Source organism: Hahella sp. HN01 (genome assembly GCF_018986435.1).
Classification (GTDB): domain Bacteria; phylum Pseudomonadota; class Gammaproteobacteria; order Pseudomonadales; family Oleiphilaceae; genus Hahella.
Map to the genome: position 1 here is coordinate 1 of NZ_JAHMIN010000040.1, position 20,773 is coordinate 20,773.

The 20,773-nt window shown below is 54.1% G+C and carries 21 protein-coding genes; 12 read left to right on the forward strand and 9 right to left on the reverse strand.

Annotated elements, in window-relative coordinates; genetic code table 11:
- Both KP814_RS27140 and KP814_RS27145 read right to left on the reverse strand, forming a co-directional pair.
- Positions 1–206 (reverse strand): hypothetical protein (locus KP814_RS27140; protein ID WP_216739723.1); only part of this gene is annotated, 206 nt, incomplete at its 3' end.
- 240 nt (positions 207–446) lie between these two features.
- Positions 447–1,226 carry a hypothetical protein gene (locus tag KP814_RS27145; protein ID WP_216739724.1) on the reverse strand — a complete coding sequence of 260 codons (780 nt, stop codon included), beginning with the start codon at positions 1,224–1,226 and terminating at the stop codon, positions 447–449.
- 218 nt (positions 1,227–1,444) lie between these two features.
- On the opposite strand from KP814_RS27145, the gene KP814_RS27150 reads away from it, so the two are divergent.
- Positions 1,445–3,244 carry an acyl-CoA dehydrogenase C-terminal domain-containing protein gene (locus KP814_RS27150; RefSeq protein ID WP_216739725.1) on the forward strand — a complete coding sequence of 600 codons (1,800 nt, stop codon included), beginning with the start codon at positions 1,445–1,447 and terminating at the stop codon, positions 3,242–3,244.
- Between the two features lie 35 nt (positions 3,245–3,279).
- Here KP814_RS27150 and KP814_RS27155 read toward each other — a convergent pair whose 3' ends face one another.
- A complete protein-coding gene (locus KP814_RS27155; protein WP_216739726.1) occupies positions 3,280–4,365 on the reverse strand; it encodes an AI-2E family transporter in 1,086 nt (361 codons plus the stop codon).
- A gap of 196 nt (positions 4,366–4,561) precedes the next feature.
- Between KP814_RS27155 and KP814_RS27160 the strand changes: the two genes are divergently transcribed.
- Positions 4,562–4,753, forward strand: a complete 192-nt coding sequence (locus KP814_RS27160; protein ID WP_216739727.1) for a hypothetical protein — start codon at positions 4,562–4,564, stop codon at positions 4,751–4,753.
- A gap of 43 nt (positions 4,754–4,796) precedes the next feature.
- Here the strand turns inward: KP814_RS27160 and KP814_RS27165 are convergent, their stop codons facing one another.
- Positions 4,797–5,252, reverse strand: coding sequence for a MaoC/PaaZ C-terminal domain-containing protein (locus KP814_RS27165; RefSeq protein WP_216739728.1), 456 nt, complete (start codon positions 5,250–5,252; stop codon positions 4,797–4,799).
- A 414-nt stretch (positions 5,253–5,666) separates the two neighbouring features.
- On the opposite strand from KP814_RS27165, the gene KP814_RS27170 reads away from it, so the two are divergent.
- The 7 genes from KP814_RS27170 (at position 5,667) to KP814_RS27200 (ending at position 13,440) form a co-directional block, all read left to right on the forward strand.
- Positions 5,667–6,788, forward strand: coding sequence for an alpha-hydroxy acid oxidase (locus KP814_RS27170; protein ID WP_216739729.1), 1,122 nt, complete (start codon positions 5,667–5,669; stop codon positions 6,786–6,788).
- Positions 6,785–7,297 (forward strand): VOC family protein, encoded by a 513-nt coding sequence (locus KP814_RS27175; RefSeq protein WP_253938667.1) that lies wholly within the window; start codon positions 6,785–6,787, stop codon positions 7,295–7,297. The genes KP814_RS27170 and KP814_RS27175 overlap by 4 nt, the downstream gene beginning before the upstream one ends.
- Before the next feature lie 59 nt (positions 7,298–7,356).
- The gene (locus KP814_RS27180) at positions 7,357–8,277 is read left to right on the forward strand and encodes a phytanoyl-CoA dioxygenase family protein (protein WP_216739730.1); all 921 of its coding nucleotides are present in this window, start codon (positions 7,357–7,359) and stop codon (positions 8,275–8,277) included.
- A gap of 3 nt (positions 8,278–8,280) precedes the next feature.
- On the forward strand, positions 8,281–9,597 hold the full coding sequence (locus tag KP814_RS27185; RefSeq protein WP_216739731.1) for a PLP-dependent aminotransferase family protein: 1,317 nt from the start codon (positions 8,281–8,283) through the stop codon (positions 9,595–9,597).
- 21 nt (positions 9,598–9,618) lie between these two features.
- Positions 9,619–10,521, forward strand: a complete 903-nt coding sequence (locus KP814_RS27190) for a DMT family transporter (protein ID WP_216739732.1) — start codon at positions 9,619–9,621, stop codon at positions 10,519–10,521.
- Between the two features lie 40 nt (positions 10,522–10,561).
- Positions 10,562–10,765, forward strand: coding sequence for a 4-oxalocrotonate tautomerase family protein (locus tag KP814_RS27195; RefSeq protein ID WP_216739733.1), 204 nt, complete (start codon positions 10,562–10,564; stop codon positions 10,763–10,765).
- A 290-nt stretch (positions 10,766–11,055) separates the two neighbouring features.
- Entirely contained in the window at positions 11,056–13,440 is a 2,385-nt protein-coding gene (locus KP814_RS27200; protein WP_216739734.1) for a glycosyl hydrolase family 18 protein, read from the forward strand.
- Positions 13,441–13,520: 80 nt separating this feature from the next.
- On the opposite strand, the gene KP814_RS27205 is transcribed toward KP814_RS27200, so the two are convergent.
- Both KP814_RS27205 and KP814_RS27210 read right to left on the reverse strand, forming a co-directional pair.
- Positions 13,521–14,183, reverse strand: a complete 663-nt coding sequence (locus KP814_RS27205) for a hypothetical protein (RefSeq protein ID WP_216739735.1) — start codon at positions 14,181–14,183, stop codon at positions 13,521–13,523.
- 103 nt (positions 14,184–14,286) lie between these two features.
- Positions 14,287–14,670 carry a hypothetical protein gene (locus tag KP814_RS27210; protein ID WP_216739736.1) on the reverse strand — a complete coding sequence of 128 codons (384 nt, stop codon included), beginning with the start codon at positions 14,668–14,670 and terminating at the stop codon, positions 14,287–14,289.
- A 365-nt stretch (positions 14,671–15,035) separates the two neighbouring features.
- Between KP814_RS27210 and KP814_RS27215 the strand changes: the two genes are divergently transcribed.
- From KP814_RS27215 to KP814_RS27225, 3 genes are all read left to right on the forward strand, one after another.
- Positions 15,036–15,908: an immunoglobulin domain-containing protein gene (locus tag KP814_RS27215; RefSeq protein WP_216739737.1), complete on the forward strand. Its 873-nt coding sequence runs from the start codon at positions 15,036–15,038 to the stop codon at positions 15,906–15,908.
- A 262-nt stretch (positions 15,909–16,170) separates the two neighbouring features.
- The gene (locus tag KP814_RS27220) at positions 16,171–16,833 is read left to right on the forward strand and encodes a hypothetical protein (RefSeq protein WP_216739738.1); all 663 of its coding nucleotides are present in this window, start codon (positions 16,171–16,173) and stop codon (positions 16,831–16,833) included.
- Between the two features lie 363 nt (positions 16,834–17,196).
- Positions 17,197–18,525 (forward strand): glycerophosphodiester phosphodiesterase family protein, encoded by a 1,329-nt coding sequence (locus KP814_RS27225; RefSeq protein WP_216739739.1) that lies wholly within the window; start codon positions 17,197–17,199, stop codon positions 18,523–18,525.
- A gap of 48 nt (positions 18,526–18,573) precedes the next feature.
- On the opposite strand, the gene KP814_RS27230 is transcribed toward KP814_RS27225, so the two are convergent.
- From KP814_RS27230 to KP814_RS27240, 3 genes are all read right to left on the reverse strand, one after another.
- Positions 18,574–19,386, reverse strand: a complete 813-nt coding sequence (locus KP814_RS27230) for a crotonase/enoyl-CoA hydratase family protein (protein ID WP_216739740.1) — start codon at positions 19,384–19,386, stop codon at positions 18,574–18,576.
- A gap of 23 nt (positions 19,387–19,409) precedes the next feature.
- Complete coding sequence (locus KP814_RS27235) at positions 19,410–20,153, reverse strand: 4'-phosphopantetheinyl transferase superfamily protein (protein ID WP_216739741.1); 744 nt, start codon at positions 20,151–20,153, stop codon at positions 19,410–19,412.
- Between the two features lie 297 nt (positions 20,154–20,450).
- Positions 20,451–20,615, reverse strand: a complete 165-nt coding sequence (locus KP814_RS27240; protein WP_216739742.1) for a hypothetical protein — start codon at positions 20,613–20,615, stop codon at positions 20,451–20,453.
- Positions 20,616–20,773: the final 158 nt, after the last annotated feature.

A 20,773-nucleotide genomic window follows, 5' to 3' on the forward strand; every position in this document is an offset into this window, starting at 1 on the left:
CTGTTATAAGTGCGGATCAGGCTGGCGTCGCGCCCCGCGCCTAACAGCAGCTCATCGCGGCGCTGCAGCACCAGGTTGCCCGTGGCCGCATTGACGTAGACCCGCTCGCCGCCCTGGCCCACGCCCGCTTGCGATAATCCCGCGCCCGCGCCTGACAAGGCCGCGCCAAATAATCCCAGACCTTCCCCTGATACAACCGCAACCATTTGATGACTCCTAAATACTTCCGACTGACTTTTTTAACGCATAAAAAAGCCGCTGACGGCAGACTTTGCGCCTGTCGTCAGCGGCCTATCGCTTTATATAAATGATGTAAACTGAGCTACGAGGATGAAATGCCCCTTCATAACAGTATCCTTACAGCAATTCACCCACAGCTCTCTCTAAAAGAAAATACAATGTCATTTAATCACCGCACACCATGACTGGCAACAATCTGACCTAAACTAAGTTTCGAGCAAAAACCGTTCATAATCGCTCAAATATTCAACAACCGTACACCTTTCTGGCTCAAGCCAAGGAATATCTTTAGCCCGCTCTAATATATCTAAAGCCAACTGCTGTCTGAGTCCAATAAAACCAGGCTTCATATGCAATGCTTTTTCAAGGCTACTGGAAGAATCACACTCTTCTAACACACCAAGATCATGACAAAAGGGTCTCTCTGCCGAACCAAAGCTTAAAAGGACATCTTCGAAAGGACCTATTTTCCTAGCGTGATCCAAGCCCAAAATTTTTAATAACTTAAAGGAGTTTAAAACATGCTCCTTTGTACATGCGTATACTCGATTAAGTACATCCACGCTTCTACTTTGACCTTGAACGCCATCAACCAGTTTGAGGCCTTTAGGTGTATTAACTATTCTTTGACCCCATACTCCATGAGGCACAACAGGTCTATCAAACAATCGTTCAAGTAACAGATCAATCTGCTCTACGGATAGGAAGATATCGTCATCGACAGAAAAAAAGTAGTTAGCGGGTTCATGTGCAGCAAATTCAAATCTTATCCATGGCGGATAATGAACAACCTGCTGGATTAATGTTAGCTTTGGATGCTGTTCAATATATACACAAAGATCGACATCAGGGTTGTTATTAGAAACAATTATCTTGTCAATATATTTGCTCTTTGCAAGTTGCCCAAAAATCCTTTGTATATTTTCAGGCCGTAAGTAGCTTAGCAATATTGCTGTAACTGAACACTCTTCATGAGCGACGCGCACTTTACTCCACCCTAATAACAACGCGAAACTAGTGACCTTATCACCTTTTAGCCGTCAAAAAATCATCCCCTTTTACAGAATATCTACTCCCCCCTTCGTCCGAAGCAGCATCATTTTTGTCAAAAACCACCAACGGCTTAACCTGCCTCTGCGGGTAAACTGGGTTTATTGGCTGAGTATATTTGGCTGTTGGTGATTGATTAAGACGAGGTAGGCATATGTTGAACTACAAAGCTCCGCAGCGTGATGTGGCGTTTGTGATGGATGAACTGTTGGGTTTCTTCGAGCATTACGAAAAGCTGGGGTTCGCGGATGCGACGCCGGATATGGTGCAGGCGATCCTGCAGGAGGGCGGTAAGTTTGCGGAGAATATCCTGGCGCCGCTGAATGCGGTGGGCGATACAGAGGGCTGTTCCTGGAATGACGGCGTCGTGACAACGCCCACAGGCTTTAAAGAAGCTTATCAACAGTATGTCGAGGGCGGCTGGCCCGCCATGTCGCAGCCATTAGAGTACGATGGCCAAGGCTTACCCTATTCGCTGTCGAGCGTTCTGTCCGAGTGGTTCTCCGGCGCCAATCACGCCTGGGCCATGTACCCAGGACTGAGTCAGGGCTGTATTGAAACCATTCTCGCCCATGGTTCGGATTCACAGAGGCAGCGCTTTTTACCTCACCTGATTGCAGGGCGCTGGACCGGCACCATGTGTCTGACTGAATCCCACTGCGGATCAGATTTGGGACTGCTGAAAACCAAAGCGGAGCCGCAACCTGACGGCGCTTACGCCATAACCGGGACCAAGATTTTCATCTCCGCCGGCGACCATGACCTGTCCGACAACATCGTTCATGTCGTCCTGGCCCGCCTGCCGGACGCCCCCGCGGGCACTAAAGGGATATCCCTGTTTATCGTACCCAAGTACAATGTGTCCGATAGCGGTGAAATCACAACGCCCAACACGTTATCCTGCGGCTCCCTTGAACATAAGATGGGCATCAAAGGCAGCGCCACCTGCGTCATGAATTTCGACGGCGCGCGCGGTTATCTGATCGGCGAACCCAATCGCGGTCTCAACTGCATGTTCACCTTTATGAACGCCGCTCGCGTCGGCGTGGGACTGGAAGGTCTGGCGGCCACCGAAGCGGCGTTTCAAGGCGCCATCAGCTACGCTCGCGATCGCCTGCAAATGCGCTCTCTCAAAGGCCCCGTCAACAAGGACAAGCCCGCAGATCCGATCATCGTGCATCCCGACGTACGGCGCATGCTGCTGACGCAGAAAGCGATCCGCGAAGGCGGACGCGCCCTGGCGATGTACTGCACCCAGCAAATCGACCTGACGCTCTACAGCGAAGACGCTGACATCAAAGCCGCCGCGGAGGCGAAACTGGCGCTGCTGACGCCAATCGTCAAAGCCTTTTTGACGGAAACAGCGCAGGAGTGCACAAGCTACGGCATGCAGGTTTACGGCGGTCACGGCTTTATCAAGGAGTGGGGAATGGAGCAGCTGGCCAGGGATACCCGCATCTGCACCATGTATGAAGGCACCACCGGCATTCAGGCCATAGACTTGCTGGCTCGCAAGATCATCGGCAGCCAGGGAGAGCTGCTGCGTCAGTTCGTCAATGAGATACGCGCGTTTTGCGAAACTCAGAACGCCGCCCGCCGCTTCAGTGTCTGGACGGACGCGCTGATGCAGCACTTGGATGAGTGGCGGCAACTGGCTCAGGGCGTTGCAGAAAAAGCGCAGACCAACCCGGATGAAATCGGCGCGGCGTCAGTCGAATTTCTGATGTATTCCGGTTACGTTTGCCTGGCCTATTTCTGGTTGCGCATAGCGGTGACCGCCAAAGACAAACTGGAAGCGCAAAGCGGCGACAGTGACTTCTATAAAGCCAAACTGCACACAGCGGAGTTCTACTTTGAGCGTCTATTGCCCCGCACTCGCTCACTCGCCGCCAGCGTCAAAGCCGGCGCGGCCAGCTTGATGGCGTTGCCAGAAGAGCTGTTCCACCTCGACTGATAAGCACATCCGGGCGCAATACGCGCCCGGTTTTATCAGACCCCGGACGCCTCGTCTTCATCGACGAAGGTCTCTTCTTCGCCATTATTGAACTCTTCCATAAAGATCTGCCAGAACGCCAGGAACAACGCGGTCAATACTGGTCCCAACACGAATCCATTCAAGCCGAATAACGATAAACCGCCCAAGGTCGACAATAGCACGAGATAGTCAGGCATTTTGGTGTCGCGTCCCACCAGGACCGGGCGTAACACGTTGTCCACCAACCCGATGACAAAGAAGCCGAACAGCACCAGCACAACGCCTTTGAAAACATCGCCGCTGAAAAACAGATATGCCGCCGCCGGGCCCCATACCAGGGCGGACCCCACCGCCGGCAACAAAGACAGCACCACCATCACTACGCCCCACAACAGCGCGCCTTTGATGCCAAGCGCCCAAAAGATCAAACCTCCCAGAGAGCCCTGCACCATCGCCACGACCAGGTTCCCCTTCACCGTCGCCCGGGACACTTCCGCAAACTTTTGAAAGAGATGAATTTCCCGGGTGTCACCCAAAGGCAGAGCGCGAATCAACAGCTGTATCAAACTGCTGCCGTCTCTTAAAAAGAAAAAAGTCAGATAAAGCATCAACACAAAGCTGACGGTGAACTGCAGATATTCCTGTCCAAAATTGAACGCCTGGGTGGCGAAAAACTTACTGCCCGTCAACGCCGCCTGCGACAGCATTTGCTTGACGTTGCCCAAGTCAATCTCGAAACGTTCAGCCAGTTCCTGAATCACCGGCATGGCGGCTCTGGCTTTGTCCACCAGCACCTGCAACTGTATCTCGCCGGAGCTTACCTGCTGATAGACTCTGGCCCCCTCCTTCGCCAACATCGTCATCATCACCGCCAGCGGAATCACCACGATCAATACGCTGGCCAGCAATGTCAGCAGCGCGCTGACGTTGTCCCTGCCGGGAAACCGGCGAATCAGCCAGCGGTGCAACGGCGCAAATAGAATGGCCAACATCGCCGCCCAGAAAATAGCGTAAAAGAACGGCAGGATCAGCAGTCCAAACCCAAAGGTTACAGCCAGCAACAGCAGCAAAAAGGATCGGTCTTCTAGATTTCGTTGCATCTAAGGGGATCTCTTACAGGGTATTTCGAAAGGTGGGCGGAGATAATCTCATGTTTTTATTGGCTACGCATCCAACGAAGCCATGAAGCGCACCGCCCTCCCAATAAAAATATGACATTTTTTTACTTTTTTGACGGGAACCGCCGGAGAAGGTCGCTACTGAATGTAAGCAACAATAATTACGGGATACGACATCATGTTCAGCAAACTTCTTAGAGCCCTTACCCAAAAAGACGATTCCGTGACCACGCTGCCTTTCGACAGCCTGCGCAAAGTTGCGGCAGCCCAGGTAAAAGTTATCAGCGACCAACAAAAGCAAGCTCCTCTAAGCTTTTGCACCGTCAGCGCAGGCGAAGTTAAAGATCTCGCCAGCCTGCAAGGTTTCTAAACCATCTCAAGATAGCGCTGAAGCCAACACTCCGCAGTACGCTCTAAGGCTTCAGCTCCGCACACAGCACCAATAATGCAGCCGCCAGGGCAGGCTTTTCGCGATGATTGATGCGCGCCGCGCAATTTATTCGATATAACGTTCCACTCGTTTTTTGCTGAATACTCTCCAGCTTCGCCTCCAAGCGAATTTCATCGCCGCTCCGCACCGCCTCAAGAAAGCGCACTTGTTCCAGACCATAATTAATCAGCGCATAACCGTCCTCTGGCGGAGAGATCAACTCATATAACAGCCCCGGCAGCAGCGACAACGCTAGAAAGCCATGAGCGATGGGCTGGCCATATGGGCTCTCCTTCCGGCAACGCTCAGCATCCACATGAATCCACTGCCTATCGCGAGTGCAATCGGCAAACTGATCAATCAGCGCCTGATCAACTCTCACCCATCGACTTTCGCCCAAATTTTCACCTACCTGAAGATCCCGCATCGATTTAGCCATGGTCTGAACTCCTTTCATCTACGCATGAAAATGGTCATGTAGACATAGTCTAGCTGCGACGCCGGGATTGCATAGAAAAGTGAAAAACTTTCTTTTTCTCATTCTCAACACCTCACAGACGCCAACGGAAAGAGAGGTTTTTAATTCATAACGCCCGTTATGAGCAATGCATTCCCAATGTTCCCAACCTTCGTCATTATTCGAAATTTCATCAAATTTTCGTTGACAGAGAATTAATGAGGCCAATAGAGTAAAAAATACGTACAAATTAGAAAATTTACGAAAATATTCAATCAGAGACGAATCTGAATATTTTCCGTTATGTCCGACTGCAGGAGCCCTTCGGATATCGTCACAGGGCGTACTCCTTCGCATTGAACGGACAGGGAAACCATCACACCAAAGGGAGCCAGCATGGAGCCGGTTTGTATTGAGGATTGGGAAGAGCTTGCCAAACGCCGCTTAGCGCCGGAAATCTACGACTTTATCGCCGGCGGCGCGGGGCTTGAGCGGTCTTTGCAGGAAAACATCCGCGCCCTGGAGCGGGTAAAACTGATTTCCCGTGTGCTGCGCGGCGTTAGCGACGTCGATACGAGCGCGCCGCGTTTATCGCCACTCCAGAGCGCCCGCACGCCCGCCACCCCGATGATTGTCGCTCCCAGCGCGCACCATCAACTCGCTCACCCTGACGGCGAGCGGGCGACCCTGGCGGCCGCCAACCAGTGTGGCGCGCCACTCATTGTCAGCACCATGTCAGACACGCCCCTGGAGACCCTCTGCAAAAACTCCGCAGAGCCGGTCATGTTTCAGCTTTACCTGTACAAAGATCGCGGACGCAATCGAGACATCATTCAGCAGGCGCAGGACGCCGGCTGCAGCGCCCTGGTGCTGACCGTTGATGTGCCACGTATGGGCGCGCGGCTGCGGGATCGTCGCAATAGCTTTGACGTTAAGCGCTATCAAAAACGCACAGACCAGTTTGACGAGCCACTATCCAGTGAGCCCCCTGTACCCAGTCAGTCCGGCGGCGTCGCCGCCTTCGTCGCAGAACAGCTGGAGCCGGCTCTTTCCTGGGCCGATGTGGACTGGGTGAAAAACCAGACCCGCATGCCGTTGATATTGAAAGGCGTGCTGCATCCGCAGGATGCGGAAATCGCGCTGAAGCACGACGTCGACGCCTTGTATCTATCGAATCACGGCGGTCGCCAACTTGATCACCATGTTTCCGCCATCGACATGCTGCCCTACATACGTCAACGCGTAGGCGAGTCCATGCCGCTCATTGTGGATGGCGGCGTACGCAGCGGCGCAGACATTCTCAAAGCTCTGGCCCTGGGCGCCGACGCGGTGGGCGTTGGCCGCCCGGTCTTATGGGGACTCGCCGCCGCAGGCGCCCAAGGCGTCGCCGAGGTGTTAAGACAACTCATCGATGATCTGACGCTCAGCATGCACCTTTGCGGTTGCGCGTCGCTTGCGGACATCAGCCAGGAAATTATTTGGACCAAACACCCCTCATATCAAGGAGAAACCCTATGACGACAGGTTGGGAAAACATGTCTAAGTTAATGCTCAGGCATAAGGCGAAAAAAATTGATCACGTGGCGATCGCTGTGCTGGATCTGGAGCAGGCCATCGGCTATTTCAGCATGATGGGATTCACCCTCTCCGATCGCATGACCACCACCGGTGCGCACAGCGCCATGCATTCCGCCGTCATGGAGGCGGGTCCAATCAAGTTCGTTTTATTGGAAGGCGTCAACGAAGCCTCTCAGATCACCCGCTTTATCAATGAATACGGCCCAGGGCCACAGCACATCGCCATAGAGGTGGACGACGTGGAAAGCCTGTGCAAAGAGCTGGAAAAACAAGGGCTGGACTTCAGCACCAAAACCATCAAAGGCCCGGACCTCATCCAGCGCTTCACTGTGCGCTGCCCTAATTCCGGCGTCATGATCGAGTTCATAGAAAGAAACGAGGAAGAAGGCTTTTCGGAGCAGAACGTGGAAGACCTGTTCCGCCAACTGGAAGCCAGCGACGCCTACTGATAAACGCCGGCCACCCCGCGGCGACTCTCTCCGACATCAAACATAGAAAGGAATACTACGTGTATATAGCGGAATACCCACTGAGCGAGCAAGAACATGCTCTGTTGCCCAGCGATGAGGACGTGCGTTTTTACCAGGAGCACGGCTGGTTCATGACCGGCAAAGTGTTTACCGACGAGGAGCTGGACGCCTTCGCTCAGGAAAGTCGCGATTATTATGCAGGCAAGCGCGACAGACGCTTGCCGACCATGCCTTCCACATTAGCCTACTGGACCCCGGAAGATGGCGATGTCGCCCGCAACAATGACTACGTGCATTATGAAAGCGATACGTTTCGGCGTCTGCTGACCAAGCCAATCATTGGCGCTATCGCCGCCCGGCTGGCGCAGACAGACGAAATACGCGTTTGGAACAGCGCGCTGATCACCAAGCCCGCCCGAGGCGACTTTGCGGCTGAAGGCATGTTTCGCCCCGTCGTCCCCTGGCATAAAGACGCCCATTACTGGTCAACCTGCACGTCCAGCAAACTGCTGACCGCCTTTATCAACTTTTATGACTGCTTTGAAGGCATGGGAGCCCTGGAAATGATCGACGGCAGCCATCGCTGGCGGGAAATCGACGCCAACGACAGCGTCACCCGCCACTTCGGACGGCGCAGCATCGATGAGCTGCAAACCATGCTGGAGGAAACCGCCCAGCTTAATGGCGACACCGTCAGAAAAATACCCATGACCAGCAAACGCGGCCATATCAGCTTTCATAACTGCCACACCTTTCATGGCAGCTCCCCCAACTACAGCCAAGTGGACCGCGTCTCGATTTCTCTTCACCTGCAGGACGGCGGCAACACCTACAAGCGCCACACGATGGCGGACGGTTCCGCGTTGAAATACAACAACGACTATTTCTGCCGCCAAAACGGCAACGGCGACCCGGACTACACCGATCCGGATTTCTGCCCGCAAATCTGGAAGGAGTAATTCATGAACGCAATGCAACCTCAGGATGAACGCGAGGAGCTGCCGCTGCATACATCCCTGGCGGACCCATGCCTTAACTCCATGACTTTTCTCAACGATATCGCCGGGCAATATCCCGACGCGATATCGTTCGCGCCCGGACGCCCGATCGAAACGGACTTTCGAATCGATGATATCGGTCGTTATCTGCATCGCTATGTCGAGCATCTCACCCAGCAGAAACGTCGGCCTGAAAGCGCCGTCATCACTCAGCTGTTTCAATACGGCCCGTCGGAAGGGCATATTCGCGGGCTCATCGCCGAGATGCTGGAGAAAACCGACGGCGTCATCTGTCGCCCCGAAGATATTGTGGTCACCTCCGGCACCCAGGAAGGAATGATTTTGACTCTGCGCGCTCTGTTCGCCGATCCTCGGGATGTCCTGCTGGTTCCACAGCCGGTGTACGTCGGCATTATCGGCGCCGCCAGACTGCTGGATATCCGGGTCGAAACCTTCGATGTCCACGATCAGGGCGTGGAAATCAGTGAAATCGAAAACAAAATCCAGACGCTGGAGGCGGCAGGCGACAAGGTCAAAGCGCTGTATATCAACGCCGACTTCTGCAACCCCACGGGCGTCTCGCTACCTCTCAGCCAGCGCATGGATCTGGTCTGGCTCTCCCACACTTACAACTTCACTGTACTGGAGGACAACCCTTACGGTATTTTCGGCGCGGCGAGCGCCATCAAGCCGACGCTGGCTTCTCTGGACAGAAACGGCCGCTCCGTGGCGTACCTGGGCTCGTTCTCCAAAACGCTGTTTCCAGGCGTACGCATGGGGTTTGTTGTATCCCGGCGACTGGCGGAAGCGCTTACCAAAATCAAAAGCATGCTGACGCTCAATACATCGCCGATCTGTCAGGCCGTGGTCGGCGGCGTGTTGCTGGAATGCAAGGGCGACCTGCGATTGCATTGCGAGAGCAGAATCCATTTCTATCAGAACAATCTGAAGCATTTGCTGCATCAGCTTGAGGTCGCCTTTCCCAAAGGCTCGCCCCTGCGTTCGCAAATCACCTGGAACAGACCAGATGGCGGCTTTTTTCTCGTGCTCACGCTGCCGTTCACTGTTAACCTGAAACAGCTTAAAGCCTCAGCGGAACAATACGGCGTACTTTGGACGCCGATGGAAATGTTCTATTCGCCGCCGCGGGAGTCCAATGAAATCCGGCTCTCGTTCAGCTACCTGACGCCGGAGCAGATCAGCGAAGGGGTTTCCCGCCTGCGCAACTTTATCAAGGAATGTGTGGCCGTACATGCGCCTGAGACGGCGGCCGCCAGCTAGAGCAAAGGAGACAAGCTCGTTATGACCGCTTTTTTATATATCGCCTGTATTCTGGTGTGGGGCACGTCATGGTTCGCGATCCACATGCAATTGGGCGAAGTTCCCATTCTGACGTCCATTTTCTATCGCTTCGCCATTGCCGCATTACTGCTGCTGCCCGCTCTGTTTTTGCTAAAAAAAATCCAGAAGACCCAGCCTGTCGACCACCTGTGGTTCGCCGGGCAGGGACTGTGCTTTTTTTCCCTGAACTTTCTGTGCTTCTATCACGCCACCCAATACATCCCCAGCGGCATCGTCGCGATCATTTTCTCCACCGTGCTGCTGTTCAACAGCGTCAATCGCTGGCTGTTCCTGCGTCAAAGCACTTCGCAAAGCGAGTTCATCGGCATCGCCTTCGGCATTGCCGGCATTGTGCTCCTGTTCTGGCGGGAACTGACGCAACAACACTTTGGCGCGGACTTTTTTACCGGAATGCTGTTCGCACTACTGGGCACACTCGTATTTTCACTGGGTAATATGATCTCTGTGCGTAATGGAGCCAAGGGCATCACGCCGCTCACCGGCAATGGCTATTCAATGGCTTACGGCGCCATGGTGCTGTTAATCGCCGTCTTCGCCACCAACACGCCGCTCAAGTTCAGCTTCACTTCCCAATATATTTTCAGCCTGCTGTATCTGGCGATTTTCGCGTCAGTGCTCGGCTTTACGATCTACCTGACCCTGGTGAACAAGATCGGCATCAACAAAGCCGCGTACTGTATGGTGGCGTTCCCTATCGTCGCGATCCTGATCTCCACGCTGTTTGAAGACTATCGGTGGGACGCCACCACATTTTCAGGCGTTGGCGTCATCATCTTCGGTAATTTCTTGATGGTCTCCAAACTCTGGTGGCGACCCGCTTCGCTGGCCAGACAGCAAAGCTGATGCAGCTACCCTTCCATTCATATATTTGCAGGAGTCAATTATGCCCGTCGTCACCATCGCGCAATCCCCCGGCCGAACCTTGGAGCAGAAACGGGATTTGGTGAAAAAAATTACCGACGCCTTTGTGACCAGCTACGGGGTAAAGCCGGAGTCGGTCACGATATTTTTACAGGACTATGACGACAGCAACTGGGGAAAAGCCGGTTTGTTGCACGTTGACGCCAAAGCCGGCAAAGACGGGTAAAGGCTTCCCTGGCAAAAGCGCATAACCCTCTATTTTAGCGGCGATTTTCTTCCCCCGACCGGCCTATTGCCAATAACGGACAAAAAGGTTAAAAACTCACCAACTACTATAAAGAACTTCTGCATTACCGGGCCGGATTCATCGCTCCCCGCGGCGAATCCAGCCCACAAAAACTGACCGTGCGCCGGTCCAGCACGGGTGCGCTCGGCCACCGCTTGGCGAAGCCATTTTGGTGGTATGACAGTTGGCTGACCCAGGATTGTTAACCAACCACACGAGAGAAATGGACCATGAAGAAGCTATTGGCCACGCTCTTAATTGGCGGCGCTTGGACCATCGCAGCCAATAGCTACGCTTATGACTGCACAAGCGTAGCCCCCTTTGAAACCGGCGCTATCGGCGCCAACGCCATTCGTCAACATCACGACAACGCTTATCGCTGCAACGTCAGCGGCTGGTGCGGATTGGGCGGAGCCTATGAACCCGGCGTAGGCTGGGCCTGGGAACAGGCCTGGAACGGGCTCGGCGCCTGCGATGGCGATTCCCCTCCCGATGATGGCGGCCCCGGTGACGACCCCGGCGCCTGCGACGCTCCGCAGTATTCCGCCGGAACCAGCTACAGCGCGGGACAAATCGTGCAGAACGTTGGCAATGACTATCGCTGCGATGTCTCCGGCTGGTGCTCGTCCGCAGCCGCCCGGGCGTATGAGCCTGGCGTCGGCAGTAGTTGGAGTTCCGCCTGGACCTTAATTGGGCCTTGCGGCACAGACGACCCCGACAACCCTGATGATCCCGGTCCAGGGCCGGATACGCCATTCTGCGCCAGCGCCTGGAGCGCCAGCAAAGTCTATCGCACCGGAGCCGTGGCGGCTTATCAGGGCGGCGTTTACCAGGCCCAGGTGGATGTCTGGGGCATTCCCCCTAACGACCCTACTTATCCCGATCGCTGGAAACTGGTAGGCGTACCCGATGACAGCTTGTGCCCAGTCCCTATTCCCAACGACATCGACTACGGCGATCCGCAGCCTGTCGATGGCAACCCCAACGCCGGCGTCAGCTTTCCTGGCGGCGCCATCGGCGCGGCGCGCATCTCCAATACGCCATCCACCAGTACGCCGCGCTCTTCTGTTCCGTCCACCGATCCAGGCGGGGATCATCCCGGCTTCGACGCCGATAACGGAGCCCGAGTTTCCAAACTGCCTCCCGGAACCGTGCCGTTGCAGCACAATACTTATTCACTGCGCGCAGGAACGGAAATAGTCACTTACATCGGCGACTGGGCGATCTACGGTCGGCGCTATGACTTCACCAAACTTCCCGTGAAGAACCTGCATCGCATCGTCTACGGTTTCTCCGGTATCTGTTATCCCGATGCGTCCAGCACTCAGGACCCTGGCTTCCCCACGTCCGCTCCCGCGGCGGTGAATCGCACCTGCAATCAGAGCAATCTGCCTGACGGCGCCATGGCCATCGCCGATTTTGAAGCGGCCTTCGTGCGCAATGTCGGCGTTCCCGGCAGCGTAACGGGAACGGAGAGCATGTATGAGCTGGAGCCAGCCAGTGTTGGCGGCGTATTCGGCGTGCTCTATAAACTGAGAAAAGAAAATCCGCACTTGAAACTGGATCTATCCGTCGGCGGCTGGACCCTGTCTGAAGGCTTTGGCTGGATGTCGCGGGATGACGCCAGACGCAAAGCCTTCGTCGACTCCTTGATCCATTTCTTACAACGCTTTGACTTCGACGGTATCGACATCGACTGGGAGTACCCCGCCTCCGACGGTGCCGTTCCTGACGCGGACAGGCCGGAAGACGCCGCTAACTATGTGCGTCTGTTGAAAGAAATTCGTGCAGGTATGGACTGGTTGGGACAGAAGACCGGCAAGCATTATCGCCTGTCCTCCGCGATCCCCGCAGGAACCGGTCGTCTCGACCTGATCGACTGGCCCGCCGTGCATCCATATATGGATCGCCTGTATGTGATGACCTATGACCTCACCGGCGCCTGGGAGCGCGAGCTAAGCAATCACACCCCCATGCAGGTAAATCCGAGCGCGCAGGGTTCATCCGCCAATACTTCCGTCACTACGGCGATGTCTTATCTGCAGGGCAAGGGCGTCCCCAATAACAAACTGATGGTCGGCGTGGCGAACTACCATCGCGCCAAGCGCCTCAAAAGCTCAGCGGATATAACCGAGTACAGCAACGGAGTCGCTGGCGCGACCACCCACCAGCCCAATCAGGCGCCGGGGACCACTGACTTTATACTCGCCATCGCCGGATACGGCAGCTGGGAAGCCGGTGTTCTGGAAGGCTATGAGATGTATCAAAGCTTCCTTGATCCATCCTTACGGCCTTACAACGGGTACAAGCTGTACACCGACAAAGCCTCCAATGCCGACTATCTCGTACAGCCCGCCATCGGCTCCTTCATCACCATAGAATCGCCGCGAACCGCTGCGCTAAAAGCACAGTACGCCAAAGACAACGGCTTCGCCGGCGTCTTCTTCTGGATGGCGGAGCAGGACAACGGCTACAACCTCAACGCCGTCAACCATGTTCTCGGCAATACCCTGGTGAACGACGTCGCCAACGGCAAACCGCAAAACCAAATCCCGGTGTGCGGTGAAAATATCAGCGCCAGTGAATGTGAAAACTTAATCAAAAGCCTACGCTGATTGCGCTGAGTAAAACGCAAAAGGCCCTCAGATGAGGGCCTCTTTCTTTATGCTTTGGGGATGCTTGAAACGATACAGGTTTACTGAATACCGTCTTCTTTCGCTGCAACAGCGTAATGCAGCAACAACTTATCCATTTCCGAGGAGGCTTTCTTAACGCCTCGGTCAATATACTGCTGAATGATCTGCCTGGCTTTGGGGTAGTAAGGCGTCATATGACCCAGCCCATGTAACGCGCTTTCAATACACGCGGGGTTGCTCAATCCAAGCGCAAACTCCATTACTTCCGCCAGGGCGGAATATAGAGCCTCCTTATCGGGGTTGCCTTCACAATAAGATAGAGGCGTGACATCCCAAAGCATATAACAGCAACAATTCAGCTCGCTCGCTGTCTCGGACTTATGTCCCAAAGCCGCTTCACATCGTATAGCAAAGCAATCTGAGTACATGTACTTTATCGACTGGATAGCGGCAATTCGCGCATCCAACGGAGCAGGAGCGTCTCGTAAGTCAAACGCGAAATCAGAGAAGGAATTGTTATAGAGATACTCAATTCCAGTCCCCAATTGCCAATCGTCGTACCTGTTTAACAGCTCACTCCAGCGATGGTTCAATAGAACGATAAAATCCGGGGCCAAGGTGGGGTCGATATTTATGGGTTCGACCTCCCAACGCCAATCGCCCATTGCCGGGTCATGATCAAACAGAGACAGCAACCACTTTTCGAATAGTTCGTTCGCCATAATTTCCATTAAAAAGATAAAACCAGGGTAGAGTCAGCGCACAATTGGTTCATGTCTATCTTATCGCCCAGGCTGCACAGCAAGAACGCCACTCAAATCTCCCTTAAAACAGCATCCAAATAAACCGGATCACTCGGATCAGAATCGCGAGGGGAAGGATCAGCATCAATAGTTGGAGGTGGATCATGAATGCGATTCCGCCCTCGTTTACATGAGAAGTGCTGATAAAAAAGAGCGCCGTGTAGATCGCCATGAAGATCAGCCCCGGCTGCACAAAATCAGCGCCCCAGACGGCCATTACAGGTAGTAGGAATTGCAGTAACAGAAGCAGGACAAAGTTTGCAGTAGACAAATAATCATACGCCCTTGTCCGCCGCCAGAACATCTCAAACATCCCAAACATAACTGTGTAGACGCCACAGGCCAGCAGCGCCCAATCGGTCCAGTCCGTTAGCCAGGGCGCAAGATATTGTTCATAGAAGTTCATGGAGGCGCTCATCCCTAAGTAAAGGTAAAGATAACGACAATGCTCATCTGATCCGCTCGCCATGTTAGCGATTGCGAGGGCCGGCCACTTTACTCGCTAGCGATCAGAACGTACATCCGCGCATTGGACTATTCGATCCTCGCACTTCTTTCTCTCTTCTTCCTCACTCGTTTTCCTTTCTCGGACTCTTTCCGGCTCTCACAAACTGAGAGGAACCGCACACTTTGCATACAAAGTTCAAGATTTAGCCTGATTCGTCATTTTTTTGACGATTTACGTTAGCTACGTGTGACGTTTTACAGTCTTTTTCATTTATAGCCATCTACTATTGATCATAAGTTGACATATAACGAAGGAAGTGACCGATGGCTGCTCAAACCACCCAAACCAGATTACTGTCCACCGCGATTTTAGCCGCGACGCTGGCGTTACATGGCTGCGGCGGCGGAGCGGCGGGTGAAAGCTCCGACAACGGCTCTGTCTCCATTCAAGGGGCCACTTCTTCACAGGTGGAAAGCACAAGTTCAGCGTCTGAAGCCAACGCGCAAACCGCCACCCAGACGGAGACTTCCACGACTAATTCATCCACCACCAATGACACTGTTACGGACAGCAGCCAGACCAATTCAGGCTCTTCCACTCAAACCCAGCAGGACACACAGCAGGACCAAGTCCAGAACGACTCTCAGGATTCCAGCCAGGAAAGCGACGTCGCCCTGGATATCGTCATCAGCCTGCAGCCCGCCTCGCAAAGCGCCGGCAAAGGGGAGTCAGTTACTCTGAACGTCAGCGCGTCAGGCAGCGGAGCTTTGAACTATCAGTGGCGTAAAAATGGCGTCGTCATCGCTGACGCCGTGCAGTCTTACCTGAGCCTGTCAAACCTGGACGACAGCGACGCAGGCGTTTATGACGTTATCATCAGCAACGCCACCGGCTCCGTCACCAGCAGCGGCGCAACTTTGTCCCTGACGGTCAACCAAAGCGTGCGCCTGGTCTGGAACACACCGAATACTCGCGAAGACGGCAGCGCATTGGCCCAACAGGAAATCTCAGCCTACCGCATCTATCACACCACTGAAGACGGCTCCTGGGGCGCCAGCGTGGAAACGCAGGCAGATGCGACAGACTACACCTTTGGCGGCCTGGGCAGCGGCGTTCACTACTTCGCCGTCACCGTGGTGGACACCTCAGGCATTGAAAGCGACTTCTCCAACATCATGAGCAAGCAGATTTTCTAAGCCCTTTCGGGCTCGTCTTACCGACTTTTCCCAACGATGTCATTCGGGGCCTTTGGCCCCATTTTTTGTTCTCTCCCCTTCCGTAAAACCGTGTCCGTTTTTTACAAGTCAGCGTCTTCCCGCCGATTTATTCTAGCGCCACATAACTCCTCAACGCCTGAGCCAGTCTCGGCTCCGCGATGAGTTATTGCATGGAAAGCGCCCGGAAACGCGATCCAGCTCTATGGCCAATCTCTTGTGATGTTTTCAAGGAATACGATTTATGAAGAAGAATCTGATACTTATGGCTGCGGCCGCAACAATGCTTTCCACTCAGGTCAGCGCCGCCGAAACCCTGTTTGAGTATTACAGAAGCACGGCTCAGACCGGTGTTGGCGGCGAAACCCAGAGAGAATACGAGAGCAAGACACTGCACAGTGCAGAACCTGTGCGCCAACATTACGACCTCAGCGTCAATGGAAGCAGCGCGTCCGCCTCTCTGGATTACAATCTGGAAGTCTCCCACTTCGATAACGGAGCCACACTGAGCTACCGCATTGACGCAGATATCGTCCGCAGCGAGGGAGACCGGACCGGCGTTGCAGTCAGCCACGGCGGCAACTTCCAGCACAGTATCCGCGCTACCGAAGACGGTGTATTGCGCATCAACTTCAGTGTTGAGCAAATGGACCGCAACTGCCCGGAAAAAGGCTCCTGCCTGCCCCTGAACAGCTATGTATCAGCAGGAGGAAATGGCTATAGAGGAAGCATCACTTATGATCCGAAAAACGGATTCAAAGATGGTGTGAGCTATATCGAGATTCCCACTGAAAAAGGCCGCACATACAAAGTCGAGTTCAATTCAGGCGGCAGCCTATCCGGCAGCCCGCAATCACAAGGCGTCTCCGCTTCCTATTCCGTCACCTGGGAAATGGACCACCTCTGACAGCCCTCTTCAGTAAGCTGGAAGTAAAACTTCCGGCTTACTTCCTCTCCCTCAGTCTGATCGCTCTTTCCTATTTTTGCGGGTCTAAGTGCTTGTCTTTGTGCTTGACCTTGTTCTTCATAAAGGCGCATTAAATTTCTGTAAAGAGCGCCCAAAACGACTGTGGGCAATCGCAATAAAGGCCTCTGAGAGCCTTTAAAGAGCGTCTGTAAACCCCTGCAAATCCTGGTTTTCATGACCAAATTGAAACTTGCTCACGATGGCTTTAAGCGGCTAAAAATAGCGTGACCTTAAACTGTCATTTTCTTCTATTAGTTTGTACTCTACTGATTGTGAATGAGAAATCTAATTAGGGATATAACGATGAAACAGTATTTCACTTGGCCGAAGTGTCTCCCCTGGATCGCCGCGGCCGCGCTCAGCGCAGGAGTTACCGCAGCGCAGGCCAAGCAACCGGCGGTCGCCACCGCAGCCGCCGACCACCCTATCGTCATCGGCCATCGGGGCGCTCCCGGATACCGTCCTGAGCACACGCTCGCCAGCTACTGGCTGGCCATTCGCCAGGGCGCGGATTTTATCGAACCCGACCTCGTGCCAACCAAAGACGGACACCTGATCGCCCGCCATGAAAACGAGCTGGGCGGCTCCACTGACGTAGCGGATCACCCAGAATTCGCCGACCGCAAAACCACCAAAATGATCGACGGCGTCGCCATGACCGGCTGGTTCAGTGAAGACTTCACCCTGGCGGAAATCAAAACCTTGCGCGCCAAAGAGCGCATTCCGGAGGTACGTCCTCGCAACACGCGCTTTGACGGCAAATTCGCCATTCCCACGCTGGAAGAAATTATCGGCATGGTGCGTCTGATCGAACATAACACCGGCAAAAAAGTCGGCCTCTATCCAGAAACCAAGCACCCCACTTACTTCGCGAAAGAAGGCGAGTTTCTGGAAGGCGGCAAAATCAATATGTCCATCGGCCGCAAGTTGATCGAAACCCTGGTCAGCGAAAACTTCACCGATCCCACACGGGTTTACATTCAATCCTTCGAGGTTGAAAACCTGATGGAATTGCAGAAGGACATCATGCCCAGCAACAACGTAGATCTGCCGCTGGTGCAGTTGTATGGCGACTTTGACGATATCTACGTACAACCGGACAGCAACTTCTCTCGCCCCTACGACATGTACTACAACGCGAAACACGGCGCGGACATGGCAATGATCTATGGCGAGTTGAATGACCTGATCGAGGGCGGCGTCACCGATACAACCGGATACGGCAAACTGGTCAGCCCGGAAACCGTCAAGTTTATTGCGGACAACTACGCGGAAGGCGTCGGCCCCTGGAAAAACAGCTTCCTGCTGCGCGCCAGCCTTGACGAAAAGGAAGACACCAACGGCGACGGCAAAGCTGAAGTTGGCAGTAAGCTGACCGGCGGCGTGCACCCCTTCCTGCAGGAAGCCCTGGCTAACGGACTGGAGATTCACCCTTATACGTTACGTGTGGAAGAACAGTTCCTGACCCTGCATCCGAACAACGAACCACAGACGCTGACTGGCGAAGCCATTCAAATGCTTGGTCTTGGGGTAAGCGGATTCTTTACGGATAACCCTGACCTGGGCGTCAGAGCGCGAGACATGTTCCTGAAAATCAACGAAGAAAGACCAAGACACAGGAACAAAAAGTAAGACTTAACATTTCAGGGGAGGACCCGCCTCCCCTTTCTTCACAGCTGACTAGTCCCTGAACTTGGGCTCACGCTTCTGCATCTGCGCCATCATGGCTTCCTGAATATCCTCGCTGATCAACATCGCCGCATTCCAGGTAGCGACGTAATTCAGACTGTCCGCGACGCTGTGGTCACGGGTGTATTTGATCATCTCTTTCGTGCCGCGAATCGCTAAAGGCGACTTGCTGGCGATCACCTGAGCAGTTTCCATGACGCCCGCCATCAAGGCTTCCGGCGACTCATATACACGATTAACCAAACCAATGGCCCGCGCCTCTTCCGCGTCGACCTTACGGCCGATATACGCCAGCTCCCGCATGACGCCATCGCCAATGATATGCGGCAGTCTTTGCAACGTGCCCACATCCGCCGTCATGCCGATATCGATTTCCTTGATCTGCAGATAGCCTTCCGCAGAGATGTAGCGCATATCGCAACTCGCCACCATATCCACGCCGCCGCCGATACAACCGCCATGCAAGGCGGCAAGCACGGGTTTACGGCAGTCTTCAATGGCGGAGAGACAGCCTTGCAGCTTGAGAATCAGACGGCGCAGCTCTTCACGACGACGACCGTCGCACTTTTCCTTGCCGGTCATGACAGAAGCGAAGTCCATCAGGTCGATACCTGAGCAGAAGTGCTTACCCGCGCCGCGCAGCACCACTACCCGCACTGTGCTTTCCTGATCCGCCCGACGAAACGCCAGACCGATTTCTTCCCACATCGCCATGTTCAGCGCATTGGCTTTGTCGGGACGATTCAATTCAATGACGGCGACGCCGCCTTCCTGTGTAACGCTAAGTGTTGAGTATTCTGACATTATTAGTATCCACTCTCTTTCTATTATTGATGTCGCCAGTTTTCCGAACCAGCCAGAAGACTTGGCGAAACCTGGACGTAGCCCTGTCCCGGCAAGCCTTCAAAAAAGCGCATCGGGCGCGGCTCGCTCAGGGCCACTCCCAACAACTGCTCTTCACGCCATTGAAACAGCCCATAGCCACAGGCCGCACCTTCAGCAAATTCCGCCACCGCCAAGTCGCCATGCAGACGAAACGGCGCCCCGGACAGCAGTTCCGACATGGCCGAACCACGCCGTTTCACCTCCGCCTCTTTCAGCGTCCAGATACGAAAGAAGCATTGCGCCTGACTTTCTTCAGGTTGCCCGCACACCCACTGATATTCCTGCTCCGTATAAAAGCGACGCGCCAACGCCTTGACGTTGCGCCGCTCCGCGCGCTCAAGATCGAGCCCTACAGGCGTCTTCGCGATCGCCACCGCTACCCAGGCGCCGGCATGGGCGATGCTGAAACACCAGGCCGCATCCCTATCGCTCAGAAAAGGCTTGCCCTTGTCGCTGATGGCAATCGCGACCTCCGCCGGCTCGCAGTGCAGCCTTTCCGCCAGTTGAGTCCGAGCCAATGCCCGCCCCAGCAAAAAACTTAAACGCCCCTCGGGAAAACGAAACGAGGAAAGCCGTTCGTCTTCTCCTGGACCCAGCATGGCGCAGTAACGGCCATCAAGGCCCGGGTCGATCTGGCGAATATCAGCAAGATAGATGGCGCATTCAGGATGCTCGGAGGTAGACACGTTCACTAATCCGGGAGAATAAAGGCCTGTTATATAACAGATTTAAAGGCAGGTGTAAGGGCTTGCGGGCAAACTTTCCAACATTTCACCCGCATCGCGCCAGAGTTTGCGGCGATAAGTCACAGAAGAAAGGCCCCTGCGTGTATAGGGGCCGCCGGCTTAATACCGGTCTTTGAGTATGATTGAGGTTGGTTTCAGAGGGGCTAAAAAAAACAGGGACCATCCAGGTCCCTATTCACACAAAAGAAAGCGTTCAGCTACATCTTTTGGCGTTATGTTGTTTTGTTCAGCGGGCTATTACACCCGGCGAGTCACAGTAGAAACGCGCAGTGCTTCAAGTGCGCTCATTTCAAATTCCACCGGAGGAGCTTTGACTTCCGCCTTTTTCTCCTCAACTTGCTTACTGGAACGCTTCTCGCCGACGATTCGTCCCATCAGTGTTTCACGAAGACTTTTCAACATGGACTTACTAGCTCACTACCGTATCAATACAACAACGCTTAGCTTTTCGCGAACGTTTATATTGCCACTGAGTTAGCTCGTTTTCCGTGAGAGATACGGCGTTACAAACCCAAACTACGTCACACTTCCGCCCGAAAAGGGCAGAAAGTGACCATTTT

Excerpts from the sequence above, each read along its gene's own strand:
- KP814_RS27165 (WP_216739728.1), bottom strand. The coding sequence starts at position 5,252 with ATGGCTAAATCGATGCGGGATCTTCAGGTAGGTGAAAATTTGGGCGAA.
- KP814_RS27210 (WP_216739736.1), bottom strand. The coding sequence starts at position 14,670 with ATGAACTTCTATGAACAATATCTTGCGCCCTGGCTAACGGACTGGACC.
- KP814_RS27160 (WP_216739727.1), top strand. The coding sequence starts at position 4,562 with ATGTTCAGCAAACTTCTTAGAGCCCTTACCCAAAAAGACGATTCCGTG.
- KP814_RS27185 (WP_216739731.1), top strand. The coding sequence starts at position 8,281 with ATGAACGCAATGCAACCTCAGGATGAACGCGAGGAGCTGCCGCTGCAT.
- KP814_RS27240 (WP_216739742.1), bottom strand. The coding sequence starts at position 20,615 with ATGTTGAAAAGTCTTCGTGAAACACTGATGGGACGAATCGTCGGCGAG.
- KP814_RS27230 (WP_216739740.1), bottom strand. The coding sequence starts at position 19,386 with ATGTCAGAATACTCAACACTTAGCGTTACACAGGAAGGCGGCGTCGCC.
- KP814_RS27205 (WP_216739735.1), bottom strand. The coding sequence starts at position 14,183 with ATGGCGAACGAACTATTCGAAAAGTGGTTGCTGTCTCTGTTTGATCAT.
- KP814_RS27175 (WP_253938667.1), top strand. The coding sequence starts at position 6,785 with ATGACGACAGGTTGGGAAAACATGTCTAAGTTAATGCTCAGGCATAAG.
- KP814_RS27215 (WP_216739737.1), top strand. The coding sequence starts at position 15,036 with ATGGCTGCTCAAACCACCCAAACCAGATTACTGTCCACCGCGATTTTA.
- KP814_RS27200 (WP_216739734.1), top strand. The coding sequence starts at position 11,056 with ATGAAGAAGCTATTGGCCACGCTCTTAATTGGCGGCGCTTGGACCATC.
- KP814_RS27225 (WP_216739739.1), top strand. The coding sequence starts at position 17,197 with ATGAAACAGTATTTCACTTGGCCGAAGTGTCTCCCCTGGATCGCCGCG.
- KP814_RS27220 (WP_216739738.1), top strand. The coding sequence starts at position 16,171 with ATGAAGAAGAATCTGATACTTATGGCTGCGGCCGCAACAATGCTTTCC.
- KP814_RS27195 (WP_216739733.1), top strand. The coding sequence starts at position 10,562 with ATGCCCGTCGTCACCATCGCGCAATCCCCCGGCCGAACCTTGGAGCAG.
- KP814_RS27190 (WP_216739732.1), top strand. The coding sequence starts at position 9,619 with ATGACCGCTTTTTTATATATCGCCTGTATTCTGGTGTGGGGCACGTCA.
- KP814_RS27170 (WP_216739729.1), top strand. The coding sequence starts at position 5,667 with ATGGAGCCGGTTTGTATTGAGGATTGGGAAGAGCTTGCCAAACGCCGC.
- KP814_RS27155 (WP_216739726.1), bottom strand. The coding sequence starts at position 4,365 with ATGCAACGAAATCTAGAAGACCGATCCTTTTTGCTGCTGTTGCTGGCT.
- KP814_RS27150 (WP_216739725.1), top strand. The coding sequence starts at position 1,445 with ATGTTGAACTACAAAGCTCCGCAGCGTGATGTGGCGTTTGTGATGGAT.